The organism is Brasilonema sennae CENA114 (assembly GCF_006968745.1).
In the GTDB taxonomy this organism is placed as follows: Bacteria; Cyanobacteriota; Cyanobacteriia; order Cyanobacteriales; family Nostocaceae; genus Brasilonema; species Brasilonema sennae.
The window spans coordinates 946,518-967,643 of record NZ_CP030118.1; the positions used below are offsets into that span (position 1 = coordinate 946,518).

The window sequence follows — 21,126 nt, forward strand, 5'->3', positions numbered from 1 at the left end:
GATGTTTTTTTTACATATTATTTTGAATATAGCAGTCCTAAATGATTCTTGAGAATCTCTGTGTGTGTCTTATTTATCCAAAAATTGCAGTCAGTCAAGAACTAGGGGTGTAAGAGCAACGCCTAGAGCGCGATCGCCGAACGGTGTGACGCAGAGGAAAATCCTATGCCAACGGCAAGCTACTTTGAACATAGGTGGATCGAGTGCCCATCAAGGAAAAAAGGTTTGTATCCATGTTTGTAACGGAGGCAGGACTGGGGAGAGGTAGTGCCAGAGAGGGGGTTTCCGCAGGAAAGACGCCAGGAAGTGCGAACATAACCAAACTGGATTCCTATAAATTCAACGGGTACAAATTAAATTCTTCGCGAATTGATGGGTTTAAGGTTTTACGGTTAAATATGCTAAATGTTAACTGGCTTGTTCCATAATAAAGATTTTCTCCGGTGGCAATAATATAAACTGCACCAGGAAACGGTAATGGCTGAAGATGATTTCCATCTTTCGCCAAAGTTTCTCGGACTTTTTCATGATCTATATAAAATTTATAGTAACCATATCCACGGTTATATTCTGGATTCTCAGGTAGATTATTTAAGTCGTACCTGAGAATATTACAAGAGCCACACATTTTATAAAAGTTTCTTCTTTTGACATATATAACATCACTTTCGTTTTGATATTTGTAACCTTTATTTATAAACCAACCATTATTCTGATGATTTTGATTAACAAATTCTGCTAAATACTTGCTGACACAATCGTCAGCATCCACAGTCATAGTATAAGATGGGGAAAATTCTTGAGCATGGATTAATCCCTTCAAAATTTTTCGCCCTTTGTCGGTATGCCCTCTAGAGAAGGTATCTGGCTCGTTAATTGCAGGTGGAAAATCAACTTCGATATATGTAAGATGGGGATGATCAAATTCAATTTTTGGCTTTTGGTGGCAAACAACAATAACCCGATAATTTGAGGAAGTTTGATGGCAAACTGATTTGATGCATCTTTCAAATAACTTGGTTACAAGTTCCCAAGATTTAGAGGCTTGCGGACTTTTCAGGGGTATGACAAACACAAGCATAAGCTATTAAGAACTAGACTACTTTTTATTACTGGTTTTCTTTCTTTTAAATGAGCAAATGCGTGATTTTTTTATATAACAATCCTATTTGATTTTTGTGAAACTAGGTACATTTTTATCAGTTATCAGTTATCAGTTACCAGTTACCAGTGATCAATTGTTCACTGTTAAGCGTTCACTGTTTACTGTTGACTGTTGACTGTTCACTGTTAAGCGTTCCTTCTTTTGCTACACTTAACTTCGGGTAAGCAATGCGTTTATGATGGAATTGCTGCCAAACTTGCACGAAAATTTCGGCAATTTGGGTCATTTCCTCTCGTGTTAAGCCTGAATCTACCATTTGATTGTCTTGCCATCTGGCGCGGAGGATGTTGTTCAGCATTGCTAAGGCTTGTTCTGGTTTGGCGTCTGTGAGCGATCGCAGCGCCGCTTCACAAGAATCTGCCAACATAACGATTGCTGTTTCCCGTGACTGGGGTATCGGACCATCGTAGCGGAAATCTGCCTCGTTTACTTTTAAACTTGGATCTAAGAGCGCCATTTGCTTTGCTTGGTGATAGAAATAGGAAATTTGCATTGTTCCCTGATGTTCTGGAATAAAAGCTTGAACTAAAGAAGGCAAACTGTGCTTGCGGGCGATCGCCAATCCTTCACTCACGTGCTTTTTGATAATGTACGCACTCATCCAAGGATCGTTAATTTCTGTATCGTGTTTATTCGGTCTCCCCATTTGATTTTCAATAAATGCCATTGGGTCGTGTATTTTGCCGATATCGTGGTATAATGTACCAGCCCTAACAAGTTCGACGTTGCATCCTAGCTGTTTGGCAGCAGCTTCGGCAAGAGTCGCGACAAAAAGGGTATGCTGAAAAGTCCCAGGAGTTTCAGTCGCAAGTTTTTTCAATAAAAGGCGATTAGGGTTTGCCAGTTCTGCTAGGCGAATTGGAGTGACTAAGTCAAATAGTTTTTCTAAATAAGCACTCAACCCCATGCCCACTATGCTCCATACTAAGCCGGATAAAGCAAATAATCCTGCTTTTTCTAGTACAAGATAGTGGACTGGAACTCCGAATACAGCAGTGAGCAAAAGTTTGATGATTAAGTAGACACCGCCTTGTGTTAAGGCGATCGCAACACTCAGAAGTGCTAATTCTTCACGCGATCGCAGCCGTTGTGCAACGCAACAGCCTAAAAGTCCTCCTGATACACCGGCGACAAGACCAATTAGACTTATTTCTAGACTGATGGGTAGCAGTAGTGACAGCAATCCTACAACAGTCACGCCCAAAGTTGGTCCATAAAAGCTACCTAACAATAACCCAACAGCACTCCAGGTGGTGTAAGGTGTACCCATCATAATTACCAATGGTACACTTAGGCTTAGCAGCAATACCAATAGGCGATCCCTTTGCCGAATGGAGTGCTTGATCCGCTGTTCTACGATTGCAAAAACACCAACACACGCGCTGACAAGACTCCCTAACTGTATCAATCCCAGCCAAGAAATCTCACGCTGAATCAGGTGATAATGCTCTAGTACGTCAAAATTCCACGCACTCACCTTCTGTTGTTGACGGACAATCACCTCACCTTTATAAACAGTAGTAGTCACAGGTTCTACTTGAGCAGCTATCTTTGCACTTCTAAGCTGCGTTTGTAATTGATCTGTTTTCAGATTTGGCTTAAGTACAGCTAACAAAAGTCTACTTGCTAAGGGTTCGGCATCTTTCGGTACGAACGTCTGCACTTGTATACTGACTGTATTTTGTAGGATATTTTGTGGTAGTCCCGGTGAAATGCCTTGGGTAAGAATTCGCTCTAAACCTTGCTGGACTTCTATTTTTATTTTTGTCCAATCTTCATCTGACAAGTTGAGAATAGAAGCTTCATCGTATACTATCTCTGGTTTGGCAATCACCAAATCTGTCAGTTTAGATTTTGCTTGAGCGTATCCCTGCCGTGTTTTTGTAATCTGAGCGATTACGGAAGAAAAATGTTGCTTGGAACTTATGAGGCGGTATGCTTGTAATTCCGCCACTGCTTGTGCAAAACCAATGTTTTGGAACAAATCATTTGCTTTTAAGTCTTGAGTGTTAGGTGCGTAAGAACCTGAAACAGAGGGTTGTTGTGATGTTGGGGATGAGGCTTGCATTTGACTACCAGAAGCTTTTTTTGTTATGGAAGCAGTCTGATAGGGTGAGGCAAAAGCAGAAACTTGTCTTGTATTCTCATTTCTCCGTGTTGTCGCATCCTTCTGTTCTCTTTGACTTGTCGGCTTTTGAAGCAACATCGTCGATTTTTTCTTGTCAGTATTTTCTACAGCTAAGAGCAGTGCTTGCCATTCCCAATGAGAACACGAACGCAGGTAACGCTGGGTAGAGACGGATAAAACCAAAGTGTCAAAAAAAGGAAAAGAGCCAATTGTTGCACGAATTTCGTTCCCCTCTTGCAAAATCTCTTGTAAATTTTGCTCAATTTCTGCGTTGATGCGTTCATCCACCATGAGAACTGGTAAGGAACTTTTTGTTGCAGCTTGGCGCTTTTGGGCTGTTTTTTTCTTATTTTCGATTTTCGCAGTAGCTGGTGCTCTGATTGTCTGTGGCGCAACAGTCCCCACTTGCAACTGTGGTTGGTTGTATAACTTTTGCCCCATAACCGCTGTTATGCAGACAACTGTGATCACGAAAACAATGCATGAGCGCCTGACTTTCACCCAGCGCGAACTCACTGCGTCAATACCATTTTTATCTTTGAGTGATTTGTCAATTGAGCGTGACACTCTTGCTGATCGGTATCCGTCTTTTCGGCTTGTTTTTGATGATGTAGTATGACAATGTCGCACTTTGTACTGTCGCCGCCAGAAAGTCAGCTTCTGAGTCAAGGACTGAAAAAATTGCTGCGTTTTCATCACCAATGACCGCAGTTACTTACTTTGATAACTTAATACAAGACAATCTAGGACGGGAATATACTTGAAGCCGATTTGCCACTATAGCTACCTACACAGATGAAATTGAGATTTTCTTTTTAATACTAGAATGAAAAGTTAGTTGATTGATTCGAGTTTAAATCACTTTGTAGCCTTTGATATTTTGGAATCAGTCACATTTGGCGATGAAAAAATGTTAACGTAACCGAATGACGTGAGGAGCTGCTGTTGCCTGTAAAGACAATAGAGGAGGTGTCATAGCACCACTTTCTTCTTTGACTTGATCTGGATGCGAAGCAAGGTTATATACTCCTGACCATACAGCCATAATTGCGTTAGCTAATTCTACCATCTTAGAAGAGTCAGCTAGTTTGCTGTCTTGTGCAGGTCTCTGTTGTAGAAGCATAAGTTGCCAAGTAACAGGAATACCAACTGCACTGTTGTATGCTCCTGATAAAGCACCAGTCATGGCACCTATTGCCGAATAGCTATAACTATCTTGAATTGATCGCAAAATTGAAAGACGAAAGTCTTCTATGGTACCAACAAAGCAGTAAAAAGCCAAGGCAATGATGTTACTTAACTTTTCTTCCTTACCCAACTCGCTTTGTACCGTTTTTAACCCCGCACCATGTTCTAACAAATTATTCACTTCTAATAATTGTTGTGGCAAGTTTGTCTGCGTTTCCCCAACAAAAGAGATAGTCTGAGAAATTAGGGTTTGTGGAGAGAGTTTTTCTGTCAGAGATCTCGCGATCGCATAGCCCACTGCTAGTGTTCCATCTCGTACGACTGGATCATCCTGCCAAATTTCCGTCGCCAGCAGTAAGTTTTGTCGCAGTTTTACTGTATTGTCATGAAAAAATAGCGCCACTGGCAATGTGGCGAGAATAGCTCCATAGCTATTTTTCAAGTTCGTAAACTCTTGTTGTTGAGGTTTTTGCCAATTTTGTGTCTCTAATCTACCTAAAGAAATCAAACTTTCAGCATATAAAATAGCCATGTTACTCCAGTGCAATGATGGTACTTTCAACGTCCCGGCACTCTGTAACTGCTTGCTACGACTGAAAGCTATTTGTTCTCCAATAATTGCCCCGAGTATTGTGCCTTTAAACCGACTTGCGAGAGAATAGCGCATATCACAAAGAAAGTGAAAAGTCAAAACAACTTTTTTATTTTTTTACTTTCTTATATAATGCACTAATGCCTGCAACCCTAATAAATAACTTTGTGCCCCAAAACCACTAATCTGTCCTATGGCTACTGGGGCTATGTATGAATGATGGCGAAACTCTTCCCGCTGGTAGATGTTGCTTAGGTGTACTTCAACTGTAGGTAAATTAACACCAGCGATCGCATCCCGCAAAGCTACACTCGTGTGAGTGTATGCCCCTGCGTTGATTAAAATTCCCTGGTGTTTCCCTACTGCTTGATGAATCGCATCTACTAGAGCGCCTTCATAATTTGATTGTAGATGAGAGATTTTTGCCTGTAATTTTTCTCCTTCTTGTTCTAAGGAGCGATCAATTTCAGCCAATGTCAACGAACCATATATGCCCGGCTCTCGCTGTCCCAGTAAATTCAGGTTTGGTCCATGCAGTACCAGAATACTTATGGGGCGATCGGTTAAATCTAGCACGGTTAGCTTCTTATCGACGGCGTGAACGATCATCAACTGGAATCGGAATCAGTTCTGGTTCCGGTTCCGCTTCTGGTCCCAAAAGAGCTTCTATGAGCTTGCGTGCCAAATCCTTTAGCTTTTCTAGCACCTTTTCTATATAGTCCATTGAACTGACCGCTCCCGAGATACTACCAACTATGTTTATAATTTTTCACGGAGAAACCAGAGTATTTTTGCACCCTCAGCTTAATACTATGATAGTTTACACTCTGTGAATACGTGACAATTTGATGTTGTTTTCTCTTCTACATTTTAGAGTATCATATCATCCCTGTTACAGACCGCATCTTACTAAGGAAGGTTTGATGGGTATAGAACTTAAGGGAGTTCAAGATTTTTTCATTTTTATGAATTCTTTTGTTTTTGTGTATTTAAAGTTGGCAAGCGCTTGTAAACAAAAGCATTTATCCTTCTTCTGTACATAATTAACGCCTTTATGCTGGATTCTGAGGGCGAGCGCCCCTTTGGGGCGCTCTTTGTGTGTCATCAAACATTTTCGCGCTATATGAGTAGCGATCGCCCGTACACGCGAGCGGGGGTTTCTGGAGGAAACCCCCTCCCCAAATCGAAGATTTGGGGCAAAGTCGCTGCGCCCCTTTGGGGCGTAGGGCGCGCTCCGCGATGGGGCAAAGCCCGCGCAATCATGCGATCGCCATTCATCAAACATTTAGCTCGTAACGTTCATACGACTCGATGATGTCAACCTCTTAGCTTAACTAGCCTTTTTTGTTTTTTTTGCGGTGGTAGTTGACGATTTAGTCCTTGATTTAGAGCTAGAACTGCTTGATTTCGTTGTAGTTTTCCGAGTCGATTTTGCTGTTGATGCTTTGGATGCTAACCACTCCAGGGCTGAAGCAAGAGTCACATCGCTTACGGATATACCTTCTGGAATGCTCACATTAGTTTTGCCGTGCTTAATGTAAGGCCCGTAGGGGCCATTGTAGATATTAACTGGTTCACCATCTTCTGGGTGAGCACCTAATTCCCGTTCAGCCGCCTTTGACTTACTGTTTCTGGTGCTGCGTCCTTTTTTCGGTTCAGACAACAGTTCCAATGCACGCCCTAAGGAAATTGTCAATATGTCATCACTAGCTTTCAGGGAACGGTAATCTTTTTCACCAGTTTGATTATGAACAACGTAAGGTCCAAAGCGTCCTAAATTGGCTTGGATTTGAGCGCCTGTTTGTGGATGAACCCCCAGTGTTCGCGGTAGTGACAAAAGACCAATAGCTGTCTCAAGGGTGACATTTTCTGACGTTATTCCTTTGGGTAAGGAAGCTTGTTTGGGTTTTGAGTTTTCCTCTGTTTTATCTCCTAATTGTACGTAGGGACCGTAAGGACCGATTTTGACGTAAATTGTTTCACCCGTTTCTGGATGAATACCTAGTTCGTCTGGGCCGACAATTTTTTGCCGCAGCAGTGTTTCTACCTTTTCGGGGTCAAGATCAGCAGGAGTCAGGTCTTTGGGAATGGAAGCGGTGACAACACCATCACCATTCTCTTTTTCTATATAAGCACCATACTTACCAATGCGGACTTTGGCATCTAGGTTTTCTAGTTCCACTGTCCGGGCAACATTGGCATCTATTTGGCTTTCCTGTTCCTTTACCAAGGTTTCTAAACCTTTGTCTCCCAAATAGAATTCCTTGAGGTAGGGTAACCACTGAGCTTCACCTGTGGAAATGTCATCCAGGGTTTGCTCCATCTTAGAGGTAAAGCTGGGATCAACAACATCAGGAAAATATTTTTCCAACAGTTCTGTGACGGCAAAAGCAGTAAAGGTGGGTACCAGAGCATTACTCACCAATTGGGCATAACCTTTATCAATAATGGTGCCAATGATGCTAGCGTAGGTGCTGGGACGCCCAATGCCTTCGCTTTCGAGAGTTTTCACTAAGGTTGCTTCGGTGTATCTTGCTGGAGGTTGGGTTTCGTGACCAACTGCTTCTAAATCAGTGCATTTGGGACTATCCCCCACTTTGAGATTAGGCAAGATGACTTCTTGGTCTTCCAGCGCCGCCTCTGGATCGTCAGAACCTTCCACATAAGCGCGCAAGAATCCCGGAAAGTCGATGCGTTTGCCAGAAGAGCGAAAACCAGCATCTTCCACGAGCAGTTGCATGATAATTTGAGTTTGGCGAGAGTCTGCCATTTGGCTGGCGACGGTACGCTTCCAAATCAGGTCGTACACTTGGTACTCCCGACCGCTTAAGCCTGTTTCTTGGGGAGTGCGGAAGGTACTACCTGCGGGGCGAATTGCCTCGTGGGCTTCTTGTGCGCCTTTGGATTTGGTGGTGTATTGCCTCGGTTGAGGACTGAGGTAATCTTTGCCGTAAAGTTTGTCTACACTGTCACGGGCGGCGGCGATCGCCTGATCCGACAAATGCACCGAATCTGTACGCATATAGGTAATATATCCTTGTTCGTACAAATTCTGGGCAACTCGCATTGTGTCCCGTGCGCTAAGGCGCAGTTTGCGGTTAGATTCCTGCTGTAGAGTCGAGGTGGTAAAAGGTGGCGCGGGTTTACGCGTAACAGGACGTTCCTCAAGGTCTGTGACTTTCCAAGTTTTTCCTGTTAGACGTTCTTTCAGGGCTTGTGCTTGCTCTTGATTGAGCAAGATAACATTGCGATCTGAGGGGATTTTCCCTGTGGCGGCATCAAAATCACCGCCATTCGCCAGCCTTGTTCCTCCCAGTGTTACCAGTTGGGAAGTAAATGATTGTGCTTTGGGAGAATCAGGGGGATTTAACGTTGCTTTCAAGTCCCAGTAAGAACCTTGGCGGAAAGCACGGCGTTGACGTTCCCGGTTGACCAACAGCCGCACAGCAACAGACTGTACACGTCCAGCAGATAGTCCCCAAGCGATTTTTTTCCACAGCAGGGGAGACAGGGTATAGCCCACAAGTCTATCCAAAATCCGCCGCGTTTCTTGAGCACGAACTAGCTGTTCGTCAATATTGCGGCAGTTTTTCAAGGCTTTCTTGATGGCGTCAGAGGTAATTTCGTGAAACACCATCCGCTTTGTAGGAACTTTTGGCTTGAGCAACTGGTATAAATGCCAACTGATGCTTTCACCTTCCCGGTCTTCATCCGTTGCCAGAATCAGTTCATCTACATCTTTAAGGGCGTCTTTGAGCTGAGTGACAACTTTCTTTTTATCTTTAGGGACGACATACAGCGGTTCAAAGTCGGCGTCTACATTTACCCCGAGTTGTGCCCATTTCTCCCCCTTGACATTGGCGGGAATTTCAGTTGCTGATTGAGGAAGGTCACGTACATGACCCATAGACGCTTCCACCCGGTAGTCTCTTGGCAGGTAGTTGCGAATGGTACGAGCTTTGGTCGGAGATTCGACGATGACAAGAGTTGACATGGAAATTTCAAACAAAGAATAGCTGCTAAGCTAAACAGTCAATTAAATCGTTAAGAGCGTATCGGTTAAGCTAAAACCTCACGCTGAGCGATCTGTGATTTTATCCTTACACAAACTGCCCGCAATGGCGAAAGTCGCCGATGCTTAGCACAATTACCTCCCAGATGGAAGGTAGGGACAGTGGGTGTGTGAGTTTCTAGTTATTTCAATCTTTAACTTATGATCGGCATAATTGGCGACTACTGTTTTCAAAATCCCTCAAGTTGAATTGTTATAGAATTACATAACAACTAGATTTGTGTCGATTATGCCAAAATGAAATCAAATTTAACACCATTTGTAATCCGGGGTATGAATTAACTTCCTAGACAAAAAACGATAGAAGCATTTTGTCTTGGTGACGTTATTTTATAGGATTTACGCAAAAACTTTCTCAAACTCTCATTTATACTCTACGTAAAGCACCCCACCGGAGGGCGTCTACGTGTTCTACTCTGCGGCAAGCCCCTAATACCGTTTCACTTGAAAATTGATACATATAGGTAAGTGGGGGAGTTGGGCAAGTTGGGCAAGTTGGGCAAGTTGGGCAAGTTGGGGGAGTCAAATGTATCAGCATTTTTGTGAAAGGGTATAAGCTGACTTGGTGGAGCGACTTCTACTTTCAGTTTTTCTTCATTCACAAGAATTTTTTGTGTAAATCTAAATTCGCAGGAGTTGAGACTAAACTTTAATTCAGCCCAAATGTTACAAACATTTTATATTTCGGAATCAGAACAAGCCTATAAATTAGAAAAAGCTCTCTGAATAGGGGTTTGGCGGCTTTATAAGTCAAATTAGTTTAAATTCCAATAAATTCTTAAAAACAAAAATTAAGCTTACAATACCTTGCTTCTTCTTGCTATGTATTCATTCACTTTCTCAAAGAGAAATTACATAAAAATGTCATATAGTCATCTGTCCTAAGAAGTATTTAAGTAAGTGATGGCTGATACATACAATATAGTAAAAGAGAATATTTGAAATCAACACAAAAGAATAGATTTAACCTTTTTTTAAATACAGTTGTGATAAAATTAGGTCTGAAGAGGTAAATTCGGCGATTCAAACCTTGTCATGATGAAAAACTGCAAGCGGCTCTCCGGATATACATCTGTTTCTATCGGACTCTGGAGAATTTCATGTCAATTTACGTAGGTAACCTATCCTACAGCGTTACCCAAGAAGACCTCAGCAAAGTCTTTTCTGAGTATGGTACCGTAAAGCGAGTTCAATTGCCCACTGACCGGGAAACTGGTCGCCTACGTGGTTTTGGTTTCGTAGAAATGGACTCAGAACAAGCGGAGGACAAAGCCATTGAAGCTCTAGATGGTGCTGAGTGGATGGATCGTGTGCTGAAAGTCAATAAAGCAAGGCCACGTGAGGAAAAAGATGGTCGCTCTGGTGGTGGTAACTGGGGGAACCGAAGCAACGGTGGATATTCTGGTAAGGGACGCTATTAAGGGCTGAAATGATTGATGAATCAAGCTTCACGGTCTGTCGCCAATAGGCACAAAAAGCATTTGCAAAGCGAAACTTAATATCTAACGGAATGAACAGTTTATAAAAAACTGTTGCCACCACTTTGTATGCAAGCAGATTAGTCTATGGCTGGTCTGCTTAATTTTATGAGAACAATTTTTTCAATCGCGCTGACTAAACTTAAACATAATTTAATCTGATGGTGCCACTCACCTGATACATGAGTGAATGCAACGCGAGTAAAAGACAATAGAATGAACACAGTTAGACCATTATGTCTGATAGCCAAAACCAATACAGCTCATGGATTTTGCTAATCTCGCATCGCAGCTGAACGCTGGAACAATTCTGCCAGAGGGGATTGTGATTGTCACCCTCTTGGGAGTTTTGATTGTTGATTTGATTTTAGGGCGGACGTCCTCACGCTGGATTGGATATCTAGCAATTGCAGGTTTACTTGCTTCTGTCGTCGCCCTGTTGTTTGAATGGGAAAATATAAATCCGATCTCTTTTGGCGGTGCCTTTAATGGTGACGATCTGAGTATCGTCTTTCGCGCTCTCATAGCATTAACTGCCGCTGTCACCATTTTGATGTCGATTCGCTACATTGAACAAAGTGGTACCGCTTTAGCCGAATTCATCGCGATTTTGCTAACTGCTACTCTGGGAGGAATGTTCCTATCAGGGGCTAGTGAGTTGGTGATGATTTTCATCTCTCTAGAATGCCTGAGTATTTCCTCTTATTTGCTCACAGGTTACACCAAGCGTGACCCCCGCTCTAACGAAGCAGCGCTGAAATATCTGTTGATTGGTGCTTCGAGTACAGCAGTGTTTTTGTATGGAGTTTCGCTGTTGTACGGTTTATCAGGTGGAGAAACCGAACTGAGTGCGATCGCAAGCGAAATTGCCATATCTGGTTTTGGTCAATCTCTAGGTTTAGTGATTGCTTTAGTTTTCGTAATTGCAGGTATTGGCTTCAAAATCTCCGCTGCACCTTTCCACCAATGGACACCAGACGTTTATGAAGGCGCACCCACGCCAGTGATTGCGTTTTTATCAGTTGGTTCCAAAGCAGCTGGGTTTGCTTTAGCGATTCGCTTGCTGACAACAGCCTTCCCTCTGGTTGCTGACGAATGGAAGTTTGTTTTCACCGCCCTTGCGGTCCTGAGTATGATATTGGGTAACGTCGTCGCCCTTGCTCAAACCAGCATGAAACGGATGCTGGCGTATTCTTCCATCGGTCAAGCCGGCTTCGTCATGATTGGCTTAGTTGCAGGCACACAAGCAGGATATGCCAGCATGGTATTTTATCTGCTGGTCTACCTGTTCATGAATTTATGCGGCTTTACCTGCGTGATTCTGTTCTCCCTGCGCACAGGAACTGACCAAATTGTGGAATACTCTGGTTTGTATCACAAAGATCCACTCCTGACACTGGGGTTAAGTATTTCCCTACTGTCCTTGGGTGGTATTCCACCACTAGCCGGATTTTTCGGTAAGATTTACCTGTTCTGGGCAGGTTGGCAGGCTGGACTGTACTGGTTAGTTTTACTGGGCTTAGTCACCACTGTCGTCTCCATCTACTACTACATCCGCGTAGTTAGGATGATGGTCGTTAAAGAAACTCATGAAATGTCTGAGGTAGTGAAGAATTATCCAGAAGTAAGTTGGAATTTGCCGGGATATAGACCTTTACAGGTGGGGTTGATCGCGACATTAGTCGCTACTTCCATCGCTGGAATCTTGTCAAATCCCATATTTACTCTGGCTAACAATTCCATCGCTCATACTTCAATTTTGCAACCGACAGCAGTTGTGACCACTCAAGTAAGTGCAATGAACAACCAGTAAGTTAGTCGTGTTTTGGTAGTTGTGCATAAGCGCAACTACCAACAAAATCTTGTGCATCACATTCCACAGCGAGCTCAAAAAGTGACGATACTTTTCTAAGAGAATGTTTTAAAAGTTTATTTTCATATATCCTGGCGATTAGAAATCGCAGCGACACAGACAAAACCTGCCTCCGCAGGTTCACTAAACCCCTTATTTTTCATTAGTCCACGTAGGTGGTGAGACAGCGCTACAGGAGGGTTTGCGCTCTCACGGCGACTGCGTAAGCGCAAGCGCATGCGGCTTGAGCCTTCGCGTAAGCGTGTCCCTTTGGGACTTACAAAGTAGCGTAGGCGTGCAGCAGATACCCGAAGGGACTTTGCTTGTGTAGTAGCGAATTATATTCGCCAATGACTTTTCAAACATCCTCTAAGTATTTTTTATTATTTAATTCTCTGTTGAAGAAACCTCATAACTTTAGCTAGCTGTTTATTTAGACTATCTATTTCTGTTTGCATGCTGGCGATTTTTTGATTTAATATTTGAATGTCAGTAGTTGATGTCTCCTGACTGGAAGTTTCCGTTTTTTCAATAGTAGTAGATACTGTTAAAAGCTCAACTGGTTCTTGACGTGGCTGTTTAGCCTTTTTCATTGCTGATTTGACAGCGTCAATAAGTTGCTTTTGGTCAAAAGGCTTTTCGATAAATTCAAAATACTCAAAGGGTTCTGGGATTTTTTCCATCACCTCTTGTTTACGACCAGACATAATGAGCAGAGGAATTTTTTTTAGATCTGGCTGGGATTGAATCTCCTGAAAAACTTCCCAGCCACTCACTTTAGGTAGCACAAAATCCAGCAGAATCAGGCTGAGTTTTTCTTGACGGATAAGATTCAATCCTTCAAGACCATCTCTTGCTTCCAATACCTGGAAGTTGCCTTGTGGTAACATTTCCCGTACTTTTACCCGGACAACTGTAGTGTCATCGATAACTAGAATTTTATGAGTTCCCACGAGTGTTTGGTGTAATAAATACTTTAGGTTGAGAGAGTGGTTTCGCCAATTAACACACTATACTCAATCTTTTCTTAATTTAGGGGAGAGTAAATTCTCGGATAAAGAACATTAAATTGTATTTAATATAACTTTTAACTTCTTCACCGTAAGCTCCGCGCCATACCTCTTTTTTCCATGAGGGACCGATGTATCCCGGCACTAAACGGAGTACCGTTATAATGCGGGACTTATAGCCCTTCAAACTCCCCATCAGTTAAATGCTTATGACTTCTTCACAAAAAGCCGAACTGAAATCTCAGATCAGGGCAATGCCTACGTGGTTGCGTCGTTCAATAGGTAAAGCCAGCGAACTTTCTACAGTACAGCGTATTATCAAGCAGCACCAAATTCACACGATTTGCGAAGAGGGACGGTGTCCGAACCGAGGGGAGTGTTACTCTCAAAAAACTGCAACTTTCTTACTTATGGGTGCAACCTGCACCAGAGCTTGTGCATTTTGTCAAGTCGATAAAGGTCATGCACCCATGCCTCTTGACTCTGAAGAACCGCAAAAAGTGGCACAAGCAGTGCAGCTTTTAGGATTACGTTATGTTGTGCTGACTTCTGTAGCACGAGATGACTTGCCAGATCAAGGAGCAGGTCATTTTGTCAAGACAATGCAAACTATCCGACAGCTAAACCCAGAAACTCAAATTGAGGTATTGACACCAGATTTCTGGGGTGGTGCGGGTGCTGGACAACAAGGTCAACGTGAGCGTATATATAAGGTAGTGAAGGCGAAACCAGCCTGTTTTAATCACAATATTGAGACGGTCCAACGGTTACAAGGACCAGTCCGCCGAGGAGCGAAATACGATCGCTCGCTTTTTGTGTTGCAAGTTGTTAAAGAAATCGACTCTTGCATTCCCACCAAGTCAGGGTTGATGCTGGGACACGGGGAAACAGTTGAGGAAGTTGTTGAGGCAATGGTGGATCTTCGCAAAGTGGGGTGCGATCGCATCACAATCGGTCAGTATATGCGTCCTTCCTTGGAACATTTGCCCGTCCAAAAATATTGGACACCTGAAGAATTCGATCAATTAGGCAATACAGCACAAGAAATGGGATTTAGCCATGTTCGTTCTGGTCCTCTAGTTCGCAGTTCTTATCACGCAGGCGTCGAGGAGTAAAGTACCCACCATTAAACCATCCTAAAAAAGACTTTGTGCTACATTTTGTTTATTTTTGCTGATTTGTGCTGCAAAGTCTACAAAAATATTCTTGAAGAATCTGCCAATATATGACAGCTCTTTGGTATTTGTTAAGAAGTCTTTAAATAGGAGAGAACACAATGACTGCTAATGCTAAGACAGCTGCTGCTAATGCTACTGCTGCAAAAGTAGGCGAAGACGTTGCTAAAAGTGGAGCTAAAGCTCCTTATACCTTTCGTGTAGGTTGGGCAGTGTTACTACTGGCTATCAATTTCCTTGTAGCTGCCTATTACTTCCATATTATTGAATAATTAGTTCACTAAAGCTAAGGGTGTAGGGGTGTAGGGTGTAGGGGTGTAAGGGGTAAGAAGGGATGATGTTTTTGTGCACCATACCCCCGAAACTCTGGGGTACAATGCCCTTAGGGCATATCCTTTTACACCCTTAGTTTGGTGCACCCACTAATTACATCCCCTCTCCCCCTATCCCCAGAGGGGACCCCGAGTCCCCCTTATACCCTCACCCCCTTACACCCCTAGTTCAGAAACAATTGCCCGACTTTCCCCAAATCCACATTTCCACCGCTAATAATTACACCAACCCTAGCCCCCGGTACTTTCACCACTCCTTCCAACAAAGCCGCTGCGGCTAACACCCCAGTCGGTTCAATAACAATTTTGAGGCGTTCCCACAAAAAGAACATGGTGCGTAGAATCGCTTCTTCTGATACCGTGACCATATCATCGACATAATGTAGCACCAGTGGCAAAGTTATTTTACCTAAATAAGGGGTACGAGCACCGTCAGCAATGGTTTCTGGATTATTGACAGTTTGTAGAGTTTTGGTGTGAAAGGAACGTGTCGCATCGTCAGCAAGTTCTGGTTCTACTCCTATCACCCGACACTTGGGTAATACGGCTTTGGTTGCAATGGCGGAACCAGAAAGTAATCCACCACCACCGCAACAAACGAGCAGCAAGTCTAGTTCACCAACTTCCTCAATAAGTTCTTTGGCAGCTGTACCTTGTCCGGCTACGATGTGAGGATGGTCGTAAGGAGGAATCATCACACCTCCTCGCTCAGTTAATAGAGTTTGGGCTAATTCTTCTCTGTTGGTTTGCTTGCGGTTATACAAAACCACCTCACCGCCATACCCACGAGTCGCAGATAACTTGACGGCTGGAGCATCCTCAGGCATCGCGATAGTAATAGGAATATTTAGCAGTTGTCCAGCAAGTGCTGTTGCTTGAGCATGATTCCCAGAAGAAAAAGTCAAGACGCCTTTTTGCTTTTGTTCTTCAGACAACTGTGATAGTGCATTGTATGCACCTCTAAATTTGAAAGATCCGGTGCGCTGGAAGTTCTCGCACTTGAAAAACACTTGAGCGTTGGTGCGATCGTTAACAGTTCTGGAAGTGAGAACTGGGGTGCGGTGAGCAACACCAGCTAAACGCTTGGCGGCGGCTTCTACATCAGTGATGGTGACGGAATTATGCTGTGACATTGACGGCTTTGTTTTCAGTGAACGAGTATTCAGACAAATCACCTACAGGCTGGTAGCCGATCGCCTGGTAAATGTGATTAGAAGTCGGGTTTGCCAAATCAGTGAACAAGCAGCAATATCGATGCCCTTGATTCAGTAAAGTTTGGCTCAAAGCCGCCACACAAGCACTAGCGTAACCTTTTCTGCGGTGTTCTGGTGGTGTGTAAACTAAACCCACCGCTGCACCGTTGGGCATTACACGAACATGGCACGCCATTGAAACAGGGATTTCATCTTCCCAAATGTAAGCAATACCTCGATCCAAAAGGCGCTCTACTTTGCGTTCAGCTTCTGACTCAACAGTGCCCAAGGCTTCCAGTGCAAAGGCTTCATACCAAGGGATGAGAAGTTGGCGATAGCTTTGTGTCGCCAAACGTAACTCACCTGTTGTTTTGGGAATCGGCTGCACTTGTTCCAATTGAAAAGCACGCAGAGCCATTTTTAGATGGTAGGATTGACCAGTTAAGGAATGCCAAGCTTCCACGAAAGCTTTTGCCTCAGCAGTGGGAGCATTGACTCCTGACAATAATTCTTGAGTGTGGCGTATGTCTTGGGCGATCGCCTCTATACTCCCAAAATCCTCTATCTTTGACAACAGCAATTTTCGCCCAGGTGTTCTCATCGCCACAGCAATAACATCTCCGTCTACTTCAACAGTTGTCAAATAGGGCTTTTCGTCGAAGTGTTCGGGATTTTGAATCAAACTGTTGCAAAGTGCAAGCTGCACGTTATGCAATGCTTCGTGATTGAGCAAGTAGTCTTTCACTTGCTCGTAAAATTGACTTACATCTTCAAAACGATTAATTTTCATCAACATCAGTTGTGGTGGTGACAGAATTATGCTGTACTTACTGCGGCTGTGTTTTCACCAGTTGCACTGCTCATTTGTTGTCGCAAAACAGCAACTAGTGAAATCATGCTTTTATCGATTCCACCTGCTTCCATCCCTTGCATCCAAAGCATCATAGATGAGACAAATAGTTCTTTGAGGTAAGCGAAGGAGAAGCCATTTGTCATCTCGGCAATTTGAGAGATTGTGGCTTCAGACAAGCGCATTGTCGGTTTAAATCTGTCGTTCCACAAGTTGATATAGGCTAAGCGTTCTGACAAAGCTGGCAACTCAAAGTAATATTTACGGTCAAAACGACTAGGACGATTTAAAATTGCTGGATCTATACGATCTGGATGGTTAGTTGTGGCTAATATGACTATTCCAAGATTTGTGGCAAAACCATCAAGTTCATTCAAAAAGAACGAACGATTTTCTCCTTCTACTAAAGAATCAAGATCTTCTAAGACTAAAAGACAGGGTGCAGACTGTCGTGCTTGCCGAAAGACTTGACGAATATTGTGGTGAGGATTACTATACTCCGATTTGAAGCTTTTGACGTATAAGCAAGGCTGCTGCATTTTATTAATCAAAGCTTTGACTGCGTGAGTCTTGCCATTTCCTGGAGAGCCAATAAATAAAATTCCTCGCTTCCAAGGTAAACCGTAAGCTTCGTAAGTTTCTCGCAAAGCAAAAAAGTTTGTCAAGTCATCTTGAAGTTCTTGTTTAAGAGTGCTTGGCAAAATCAGATTATCAAAAGTCGCGTTCTGAATAGACTCAAACAACTCTTCATTTTTCGACCAATAGCCTTCTTCAAACACTAAAATTTCACTTCTGATTTCGGAGTTCCACTCACAAACTGCGGCAAAAAACTTTTGAGCGATATCTTTACTTTCAGCCAAAATCCAGTGATATCTGGTTTTACAATAACCCTCCTGAAAACTTATGAGTAGGATATCGAGTTTCTGTTCTTCCCATGTCACCTCAAAGCTGGCATTTTCAGTCGAATTGTAAATTTTGTTTTCCATGCCATCCCAACCAGAAATAATTTGGTTGTAGATAGAGGTGTCATACTTAATAGTACAGAAGTTTGCCTGGGCGTAACTTTGGACATCAAATGCAGAATCGCTCGCTTCCAGCAACGCTTTTTTAGGATAAAACGCTGCTAATTCCTGACTAACATGATAGGTAATAGCGTTCGTAGGAAGGTTAAGTGCTTCTAAAATCAGTTGTTGAATTTTCATGGTTTTATTGCTTTGAAACTTATTGAAATACATATTTTGGTAGGGTGGGCATTGCCTACCTGAGTTCATACAATGGCGTATTCATCCAACTGCAAACTGCTAAGTTAAGTCGGCGTAAAAATTTCAAGGTATATCATTGCGAGTGGAGCAAGAATGATAACCTCTGTAGAGACGTTGCATGTGAGTCCAGCGCTGCGGGAGGGTTTCCCTCAGCAGGCGACTGGCGTTCGCGAAGCGTCTCCGAAGGAGATACCCGAAGGGCAACGTCTCTACACGTGTGAAATCAAAAATAATCCTTAACAGCAACGGTATTGGGTTATTGTCTAGGAAGACACTCACTTCATAGTTTATACAAAACCTTCGAGACAAATTCCAGATATTTACCACTCAAGAATTTGCTTGCTAATCCAATCATCAAAAACCATCTTCAAACAAATCGTTGCGTAAACTCGCACATTAAATCCACTCTCCCCTTACGTAGCATTGCTGGATCTAATCTTTCTGTGGTGTTACAAGTCATCAACACAACTAACTGCTGCTGTATATGAATACCAGAATCATCAATAACACTTTGGTACAGCGTGCCGTCTAGTAAACTCAATATATGTTCGGTTTTGTTATTGTACTGCGCTACTTCGGTAGCACGATTTTGTGCTAAGTTATCTGCCTCGTTAATAATGATGCAAATTCTTTCTAGATATGTGGGTGGGACAAAGTTGGCGATCGCATCATGATCCAAAATAAAAATCACATACCCTAAAGGTACTAAAATCTCTTTAGCAACTGCTTGTGTCCATGCGGTTTTACCTGTACCTGGTTCTCCATGTACCAAAACTGCTAACTGCTTCTGATTGAGAATTGCCTGTTGTACTAAATCAGTAAAGTTTTGAATATCTTCAGGAAAACTCCGAATCGGAAACTGACTATAAAGTTTACCCACACGAGTTTGATATCCACTCAGCATAATTGCTAAATCATGTGTCGCTTTGTTAACGAGTGGAGCGAGATTTTTTGCTAATAAAGTATACTGTCGTCGTCCTCTGTCAAAAGAGTTTATTTGTAACCAAACGTCATTTTTTGACCAATAAGCATAAACGGTGTTAAGAACGTCCAAACGCTCCCAGTTTACAAATTTTTCAACGGGAAAATAAAAATCTCGTTCCAAATAATATTGTGTGATTATGTGAGGACATCCCAATACATCTAAAACGCGCAATACAGTAATTTCTTGAAGACGATTCAGAACATAATCAATTGGAATGCTGTTGCGGCTGACAAATTGCACGATAGGCGTTTCGGTACTTAAAATATCTTTGTAACGATAGTCTGGTGACAGAGGATCGGGTGTGATGTAATTCCAATATTTTTCTACTTCATAACGAGTATTATCAGAGACAACACTTAATAAATTAGCCCACCAAGTATAATTATGACGTCCTAATATCTCAGCGAAATTACTTGCTAAATTAAAACTTTTTTGCGTAAATTCTTGCCTGTCGTGACACAACAGTTGCCACACAAACTCCCAGTCCAACTCTCTATGGAATGGTCGCCAGCCACTTGCTAGTAAACTTTGACGGTTACTATTAGCAGGAGCGCCTTCGTCATTTCTATAGTATTCAAAGTCCATATTGTCAGTTGTCCAGCAGTGGTGGAGTTGTCATCTCCTGATATAGGAGATTTGGCAAAAGTTTTATCGTAATATAAACTACTTACGTGTAAGTTGCTACAGTCATTGTTTCTCACTTGAAAGGAACTGTACCCTGAGAAGAGATTAGTGCTTGGCGGCGGAATTCACGCATTCGCTGGCTACGGCACGGTGCGCTAACACGCATGCTTACATCATAAGCTTTTTGCTCCTCCTTGTAGACGCTAGGCAATCGCCTTGGGTATGGTAGCTTTATTTGCGCGCCCGAGGTACTAGGCTAATCTAGTTTATAAATTTTCTATTTTTGTTTCTTGACACTTTTATACTACATATTTACTACAAAGTATGTCAAGGCTCTAGAAAAAGTTTTTATTTTTATACAATCACAAAAAATGACAAGCTTAAAGGTGTAACACTTTGCCGCCTACACCCATACGCTTATAACCCAATACTTACTAAATAATGTGATGAACTTTGTATCATATACAGCAATGCAGACATGTATATTTCCGGGTATCACATTAAATAATTGTTAAATATATTTAGTGCCTATAAGTTTACTAGCTATCATATTTTCCATTTTGCCTATAATGAGGAAGTGTATTCTCACTTCTTAAGCTTGAGGTATTTTTTCCTTAAAGTTCATTAAGTGAGTAAAGATAATCAACTTGGTACAGTTGAGACACGAGCCAGTCTAATGTGAGCGCTAGATAACCGCTTACGGAGTGCCTCGTTTATTTTCTCAAGACAGATGATGAGTTTTAGATGAATCTTCTGGAGAAGACATGAAGCAGGCACAATTATTCAGTCATCAGAAAAAGCACAATTCTCAACCACCCTTAATATTAGCGGTGGAAGATAATGAGGATAACCTACTGCTATTGAGTTATACTCTTGAGTCGCTAGGTTGTGAGCTTATTCGTCAAAACGATGGTTTAACAACATTACTTGTTGCAAAAGAATATCAGCCAGACATCATACTGCTAGATATTTTATTACCAGGTCTTAGTGGCATGGATATAGTGCGTTCTCTAAAACAAGAACCTCTAACCAGTCATATTGTAGTTATTGCGGTCACAGCATTAGCGAGTACAGACGATAGAGAACGCATTTTGAGTGCAGGTTTTAACGACTACATCAGTAAACCCTACATGATAGAGGATTTAGAAGCTCTTGTTAGCCATTACCTATGTAAAGAGTTGAATCCAGCTTCAGCTTATAATCTCTGTCAAGATTAAGCA

Annotated in this window: 18 protein-coding genes; 7 read left to right on the plus strand and 11 right to left on the minus strand. The window is 42.5% G+C overall.

Annotation, left to right across the window (positions count from 1 at the left end):
* Positions 1–331: 331 nt before the first annotated feature.
* The 5 genes from DP114_RS03995 to DP114_RS04015 form a co-directional block, all read right to left on the minus strand.
* A complete protein-coding gene (locus DP114_RS03995; RefSeq protein WP_171975505.1) occupies positions 332–1,081 on the minus strand; it encodes a glycosyltransferase family 2 protein in 750 nt (249 codons plus the stop codon).
* Between the two features lie 175 nt (positions 1,082–1,256).
* Positions 1,257–3,989: an HD family phosphohydrolase gene (locus DP114_RS04000; protein WP_171975506.1), complete on the minus strand. Its 2,733-nt coding sequence runs from the start codon at positions 3,987–3,989 to the stop codon at positions 1,257–1,259.
* A gap of 217 nt (positions 3,990–4,206) precedes the next feature.
* Complete coding sequence (locus DP114_RS04005; protein ID WP_171975507.1) at positions 4,207–5,148, minus strand: ADP-ribosylglycohydrolase family protein; 942 nt, start codon at positions 5,146–5,148, stop codon at positions 4,207–4,209.
* Positions 5,149–5,190: 42 nt separating this feature from the next.
* Positions 5,191–5,682: a type II 3-dehydroquinate dehydratase gene (gene aroQ / locus DP114_RS04010; RefSeq protein ID WP_169267590.1), complete on the minus strand. Its 492-nt coding sequence runs from the start codon at positions 5,680–5,682 to the stop codon at positions 5,191–5,193.
* Positions 5,660–5,797 carry a hypothetical protein gene (locus DP114_RS04015; protein WP_169267591.1) on the minus strand — a complete coding sequence of 46 codons (138 nt, stop codon included), beginning with the start codon at positions 5,795–5,797 and terminating at the stop codon, positions 5,660–5,662. The genes aroQ and DP114_RS04015 overlap by 23 nt, the downstream gene beginning before the upstream one ends.
* Positions 5,798–6,127: 330 nt before the next feature.
* Here DP114_RS04015 and DP114_RS04020 point away from each other — a divergent pair, with 330 nt between their 5' ends.
* Complete coding sequence (locus DP114_RS04020) at positions 6,128–6,388, plus strand: hypothetical protein (protein ID WP_169267592.1); 261 nt, start codon at positions 6,128–6,130, stop codon at positions 6,386–6,388.
* A 15-nt stretch (positions 6,389–6,403) separates the two neighbouring features.
* Here the strand turns inward: DP114_RS04020 and topA are convergent, their stop codons facing one another.
* Positions 6,404–9,067, minus strand: coding sequence for a type I DNA topoisomerase (gene topA, locus DP114_RS04025; protein ID WP_171975508.1), 2,664 nt, complete (start codon positions 9,065–9,067; stop codon positions 6,404–6,406).
* Between the two features lie 1,178 nt (positions 9,068–10,245).
* On the opposite strand from topA, the gene DP114_RS04030 reads away from it, so the two are divergent.
* Positions 10,246–10,566: an RNA recognition motif domain-containing protein gene (locus DP114_RS04030; RefSeq protein WP_169267594.1), complete on the plus strand. Its 321-nt coding sequence runs from the start codon at positions 10,246–10,248 to the stop codon at positions 10,564–10,566.
* 322 nt (positions 10,567–10,888) lie between these two features.
* A complete protein-coding gene (locus DP114_RS04035; protein ID WP_169267595.1) occupies positions 10,889–12,436 on the plus strand; it encodes an NAD(P)H-quinone oxidoreductase subunit N in 1,548 nt (515 codons plus the stop codon).
* A gap of 422 nt (positions 12,437–12,858) precedes the next feature.
* Here DP114_RS04035 and DP114_RS04040 read toward each other — a convergent pair whose 3' ends face one another.
* Positions 12,859–13,428, minus strand: coding sequence for a response regulator (locus tag DP114_RS04040; RefSeq protein WP_169267596.1), 570 nt, complete (start codon positions 13,426–13,428; stop codon positions 12,859–12,861).
* A 266-nt stretch (positions 13,429–13,694) separates the two neighbouring features.
* On the opposite strand from DP114_RS04040, the gene lipA reads away from it, so the two are divergent.
* Together lipA and psaX are read left to right on the plus strand one after the other, a co-directional pair.
* Complete coding sequence (gene lipA / locus DP114_RS04045; RefSeq protein ID WP_169267597.1) at positions 13,695–14,600, plus strand: lipoyl synthase; 906 nt, start codon at positions 13,695–13,697, stop codon at positions 14,598–14,600.
* 161 nt (positions 14,601–14,761) lie between these two features.
* Positions 14,762–14,932 carry a photosystem I protein PsaX gene (gene psaX / locus DP114_RS04050; RefSeq protein WP_169267598.1) on the plus strand — a complete coding sequence of 57 codons (171 nt, stop codon included), beginning with the start codon at positions 14,762–14,764 and terminating at the stop codon, positions 14,930–14,932.
* Between the two features lie 224 nt (positions 14,933–15,156).
* On the opposite strand, the gene DP114_RS04055 is transcribed toward psaX, so the two are convergent.
* Genes DP114_RS04055 through DP114_RS04065 form a run of 3 tightly spaced genes read right to left on the minus strand, consistent with a single transcriptional unit; the run spans position 15,157 to position 18,237 of the window.
* The gene (locus DP114_RS04055; protein WP_171975509.1) at positions 15,157–16,125 is read right to left on the minus strand and encodes a threo-3-hydroxy-L-aspartate ammonia-lyase; all 969 of its coding nucleotides are present in this window, start codon (positions 16,123–16,125) and stop codon (positions 15,157–15,159) included.
* On the minus strand, positions 16,112–16,975 hold the full coding sequence (locus tag DP114_RS04060; protein ID WP_171975510.1) for a GNAT family N-acetyltransferase: 864 nt from the start codon (positions 16,973–16,975) through the stop codon (positions 16,112–16,114). The genes DP114_RS04055 and DP114_RS04060 overlap by 14 nt, the downstream gene beginning before the upstream one ends.
* A gap of 26 nt (positions 16,976–17,001) precedes the next feature.
* On the minus strand, positions 17,002–18,237 hold the full coding sequence (locus tag DP114_RS04065; RefSeq protein ID WP_169267601.1) for an AAA family ATPase: 1,236 nt from the start codon (positions 18,235–18,237) through the stop codon (positions 17,002–17,004).
* A 153-nt stretch (positions 18,238–18,390) separates the two neighbouring features.
* Here DP114_RS04065 and DP114_RS04070 point away from each other — a divergent pair, with 153 nt between their 5' ends.
* Positions 18,391–18,537: a hypothetical protein gene (locus tag DP114_RS04070; protein ID WP_169267602.1), complete on the plus strand. Its 147-nt coding sequence runs from the start codon at positions 18,391–18,393 to the stop codon at positions 18,535–18,537.
* 127 nt (positions 18,538–18,664) lie between these two features.
* Here the strand turns inward: DP114_RS04070 and DP114_RS04075 are convergent, their stop codons facing one another.
* Positions 18,665–19,867, minus strand: coding sequence for an AAA family ATPase (locus tag DP114_RS04075; protein WP_171975511.1), 1,203 nt, complete (start codon positions 19,865–19,867; stop codon positions 18,665–18,667).
* Between the two features lie 803 nt (positions 19,868–20,670).
* Here DP114_RS04075 and DP114_RS04080 point away from each other — a divergent pair.
* Positions 20,671–21,123, plus strand: a complete 453-nt coding sequence (locus tag DP114_RS04080; RefSeq protein WP_169267604.1) for a response regulator — start codon at positions 20,671–20,673, stop codon at positions 21,121–21,123.
* Positions 21,124–21,126 lie beyond the last annotated feature (3 nt).

What these genes read in the sequence shown, in the direction of transcription:
- DP114_RS04065 (WP_169267601.1), bottom strand. Translation starts at nt 18,237, where the DNA reads ATGAAAATTCAACAACTGATTTTAGAAGCACTTAACCTTCCTACGAAC.
- DP114_RS04060 (WP_171975510.1), bottom strand. Translation starts at nt 16,975, where the DNA reads ATGAAAATTAATCGTTTTGAAGATGTAAGTCAATTTTACGAGCAAGTG.
- psaX (WP_169267598.1), top strand. Translation starts at nt 14,762, where the DNA reads ATGACTGCTAATGCTAAGACAGCTGCTGCTAATGCTACTGCTGCAAAA.
- DP114_RS04005 (WP_171975507.1), bottom strand. Translation starts at nt 5,148, where the DNA reads ATGCGCTATTCTCTCGCAAGTCGGTTTAAAGGCACAATACTCGGGGCA.
- topA (WP_171975508.1), bottom strand. Translation starts at nt 9,067, where the DNA reads ATGTCAACTCTTGTCATCGTCGAATCTCCGACCAAAGCTCGTACCATT.
- aroQ (WP_169267590.1), bottom strand. Translation starts at nt 5,682, where the DNA reads ATGATCGTTCACGCCGTCGATAAGAAGCTAACCGTGCTAGATTTAACC.
- DP114_RS04030 (WP_169267594.1), top strand. Translation starts at nt 10,246, where the DNA reads ATGTCAATTTACGTAGGTAACCTATCCTACAGCGTTACCCAAGAAGAC.
- DP114_RS03995 (WP_171975505.1), bottom strand. Translation starts at nt 1,081, where the DNA reads ATGCTTGTGTTTGTCATACCCCTGAAAAGTCCGCAAGCCTCTAAATCT.
- DP114_RS04035 (WP_169267595.1), top strand. Translation starts at nt 10,889, where the DNA reads ATGGATTTTGCTAATCTCGCATCGCAGCTGAACGCTGGAACAATTCTG.
- DP114_RS04015 (WP_169267591.1), bottom strand. Translation starts at nt 5,797, where the DNA reads ATGGACTATATAGAAAAGGTGCTAGAAAAGCTAAAGGATTTGGCACGC.
- DP114_RS04075 (WP_171975511.1), bottom strand. Translation starts at nt 19,867, where the DNA reads ATGGACTTTGAATACTATAGAAATGACGAAGGCGCTCCTGCTAATAGT.
- DP114_RS04000 (WP_171975506.1), bottom strand. Translation starts at nt 3,989, where the DNA reads ATGAAAACGCAGCAATTTTTTCAGTCCTTGACTCAGAAGCTGACTTTC.
- DP114_RS04020 (WP_169267592.1), top strand. Translation starts at nt 6,128, where the DNA reads ATGCTGGATTCTGAGGGCGAGCGCCCCTTTGGGGCGCTCTTTGTGTGT.
- DP114_RS04055 (WP_171975509.1), bottom strand. Translation starts at nt 16,125, where the DNA reads ATGTCACAGCATAATTCCGTCACCATCACTGATGTAGAAGCCGCCGCC.
- DP114_RS04070 (WP_169267602.1), top strand. Translation starts at nt 18,391, where the DNA reads ATGATAACCTCTGTAGAGACGTTGCATGTGAGTCCAGCGCTGCGGGAG.
- DP114_RS04080 (WP_169267604.1), top strand. Translation starts at nt 20,671, where the DNA reads ATGAAGCAGGCACAATTATTCAGTCATCAGAAAAAGCACAATTCTCAA.
- lipA (WP_169267597.1), top strand. Translation starts at nt 13,695, where the DNA reads ATGACTTCTTCACAAAAAGCCGAACTGAAATCTCAGATCAGGGCAATG.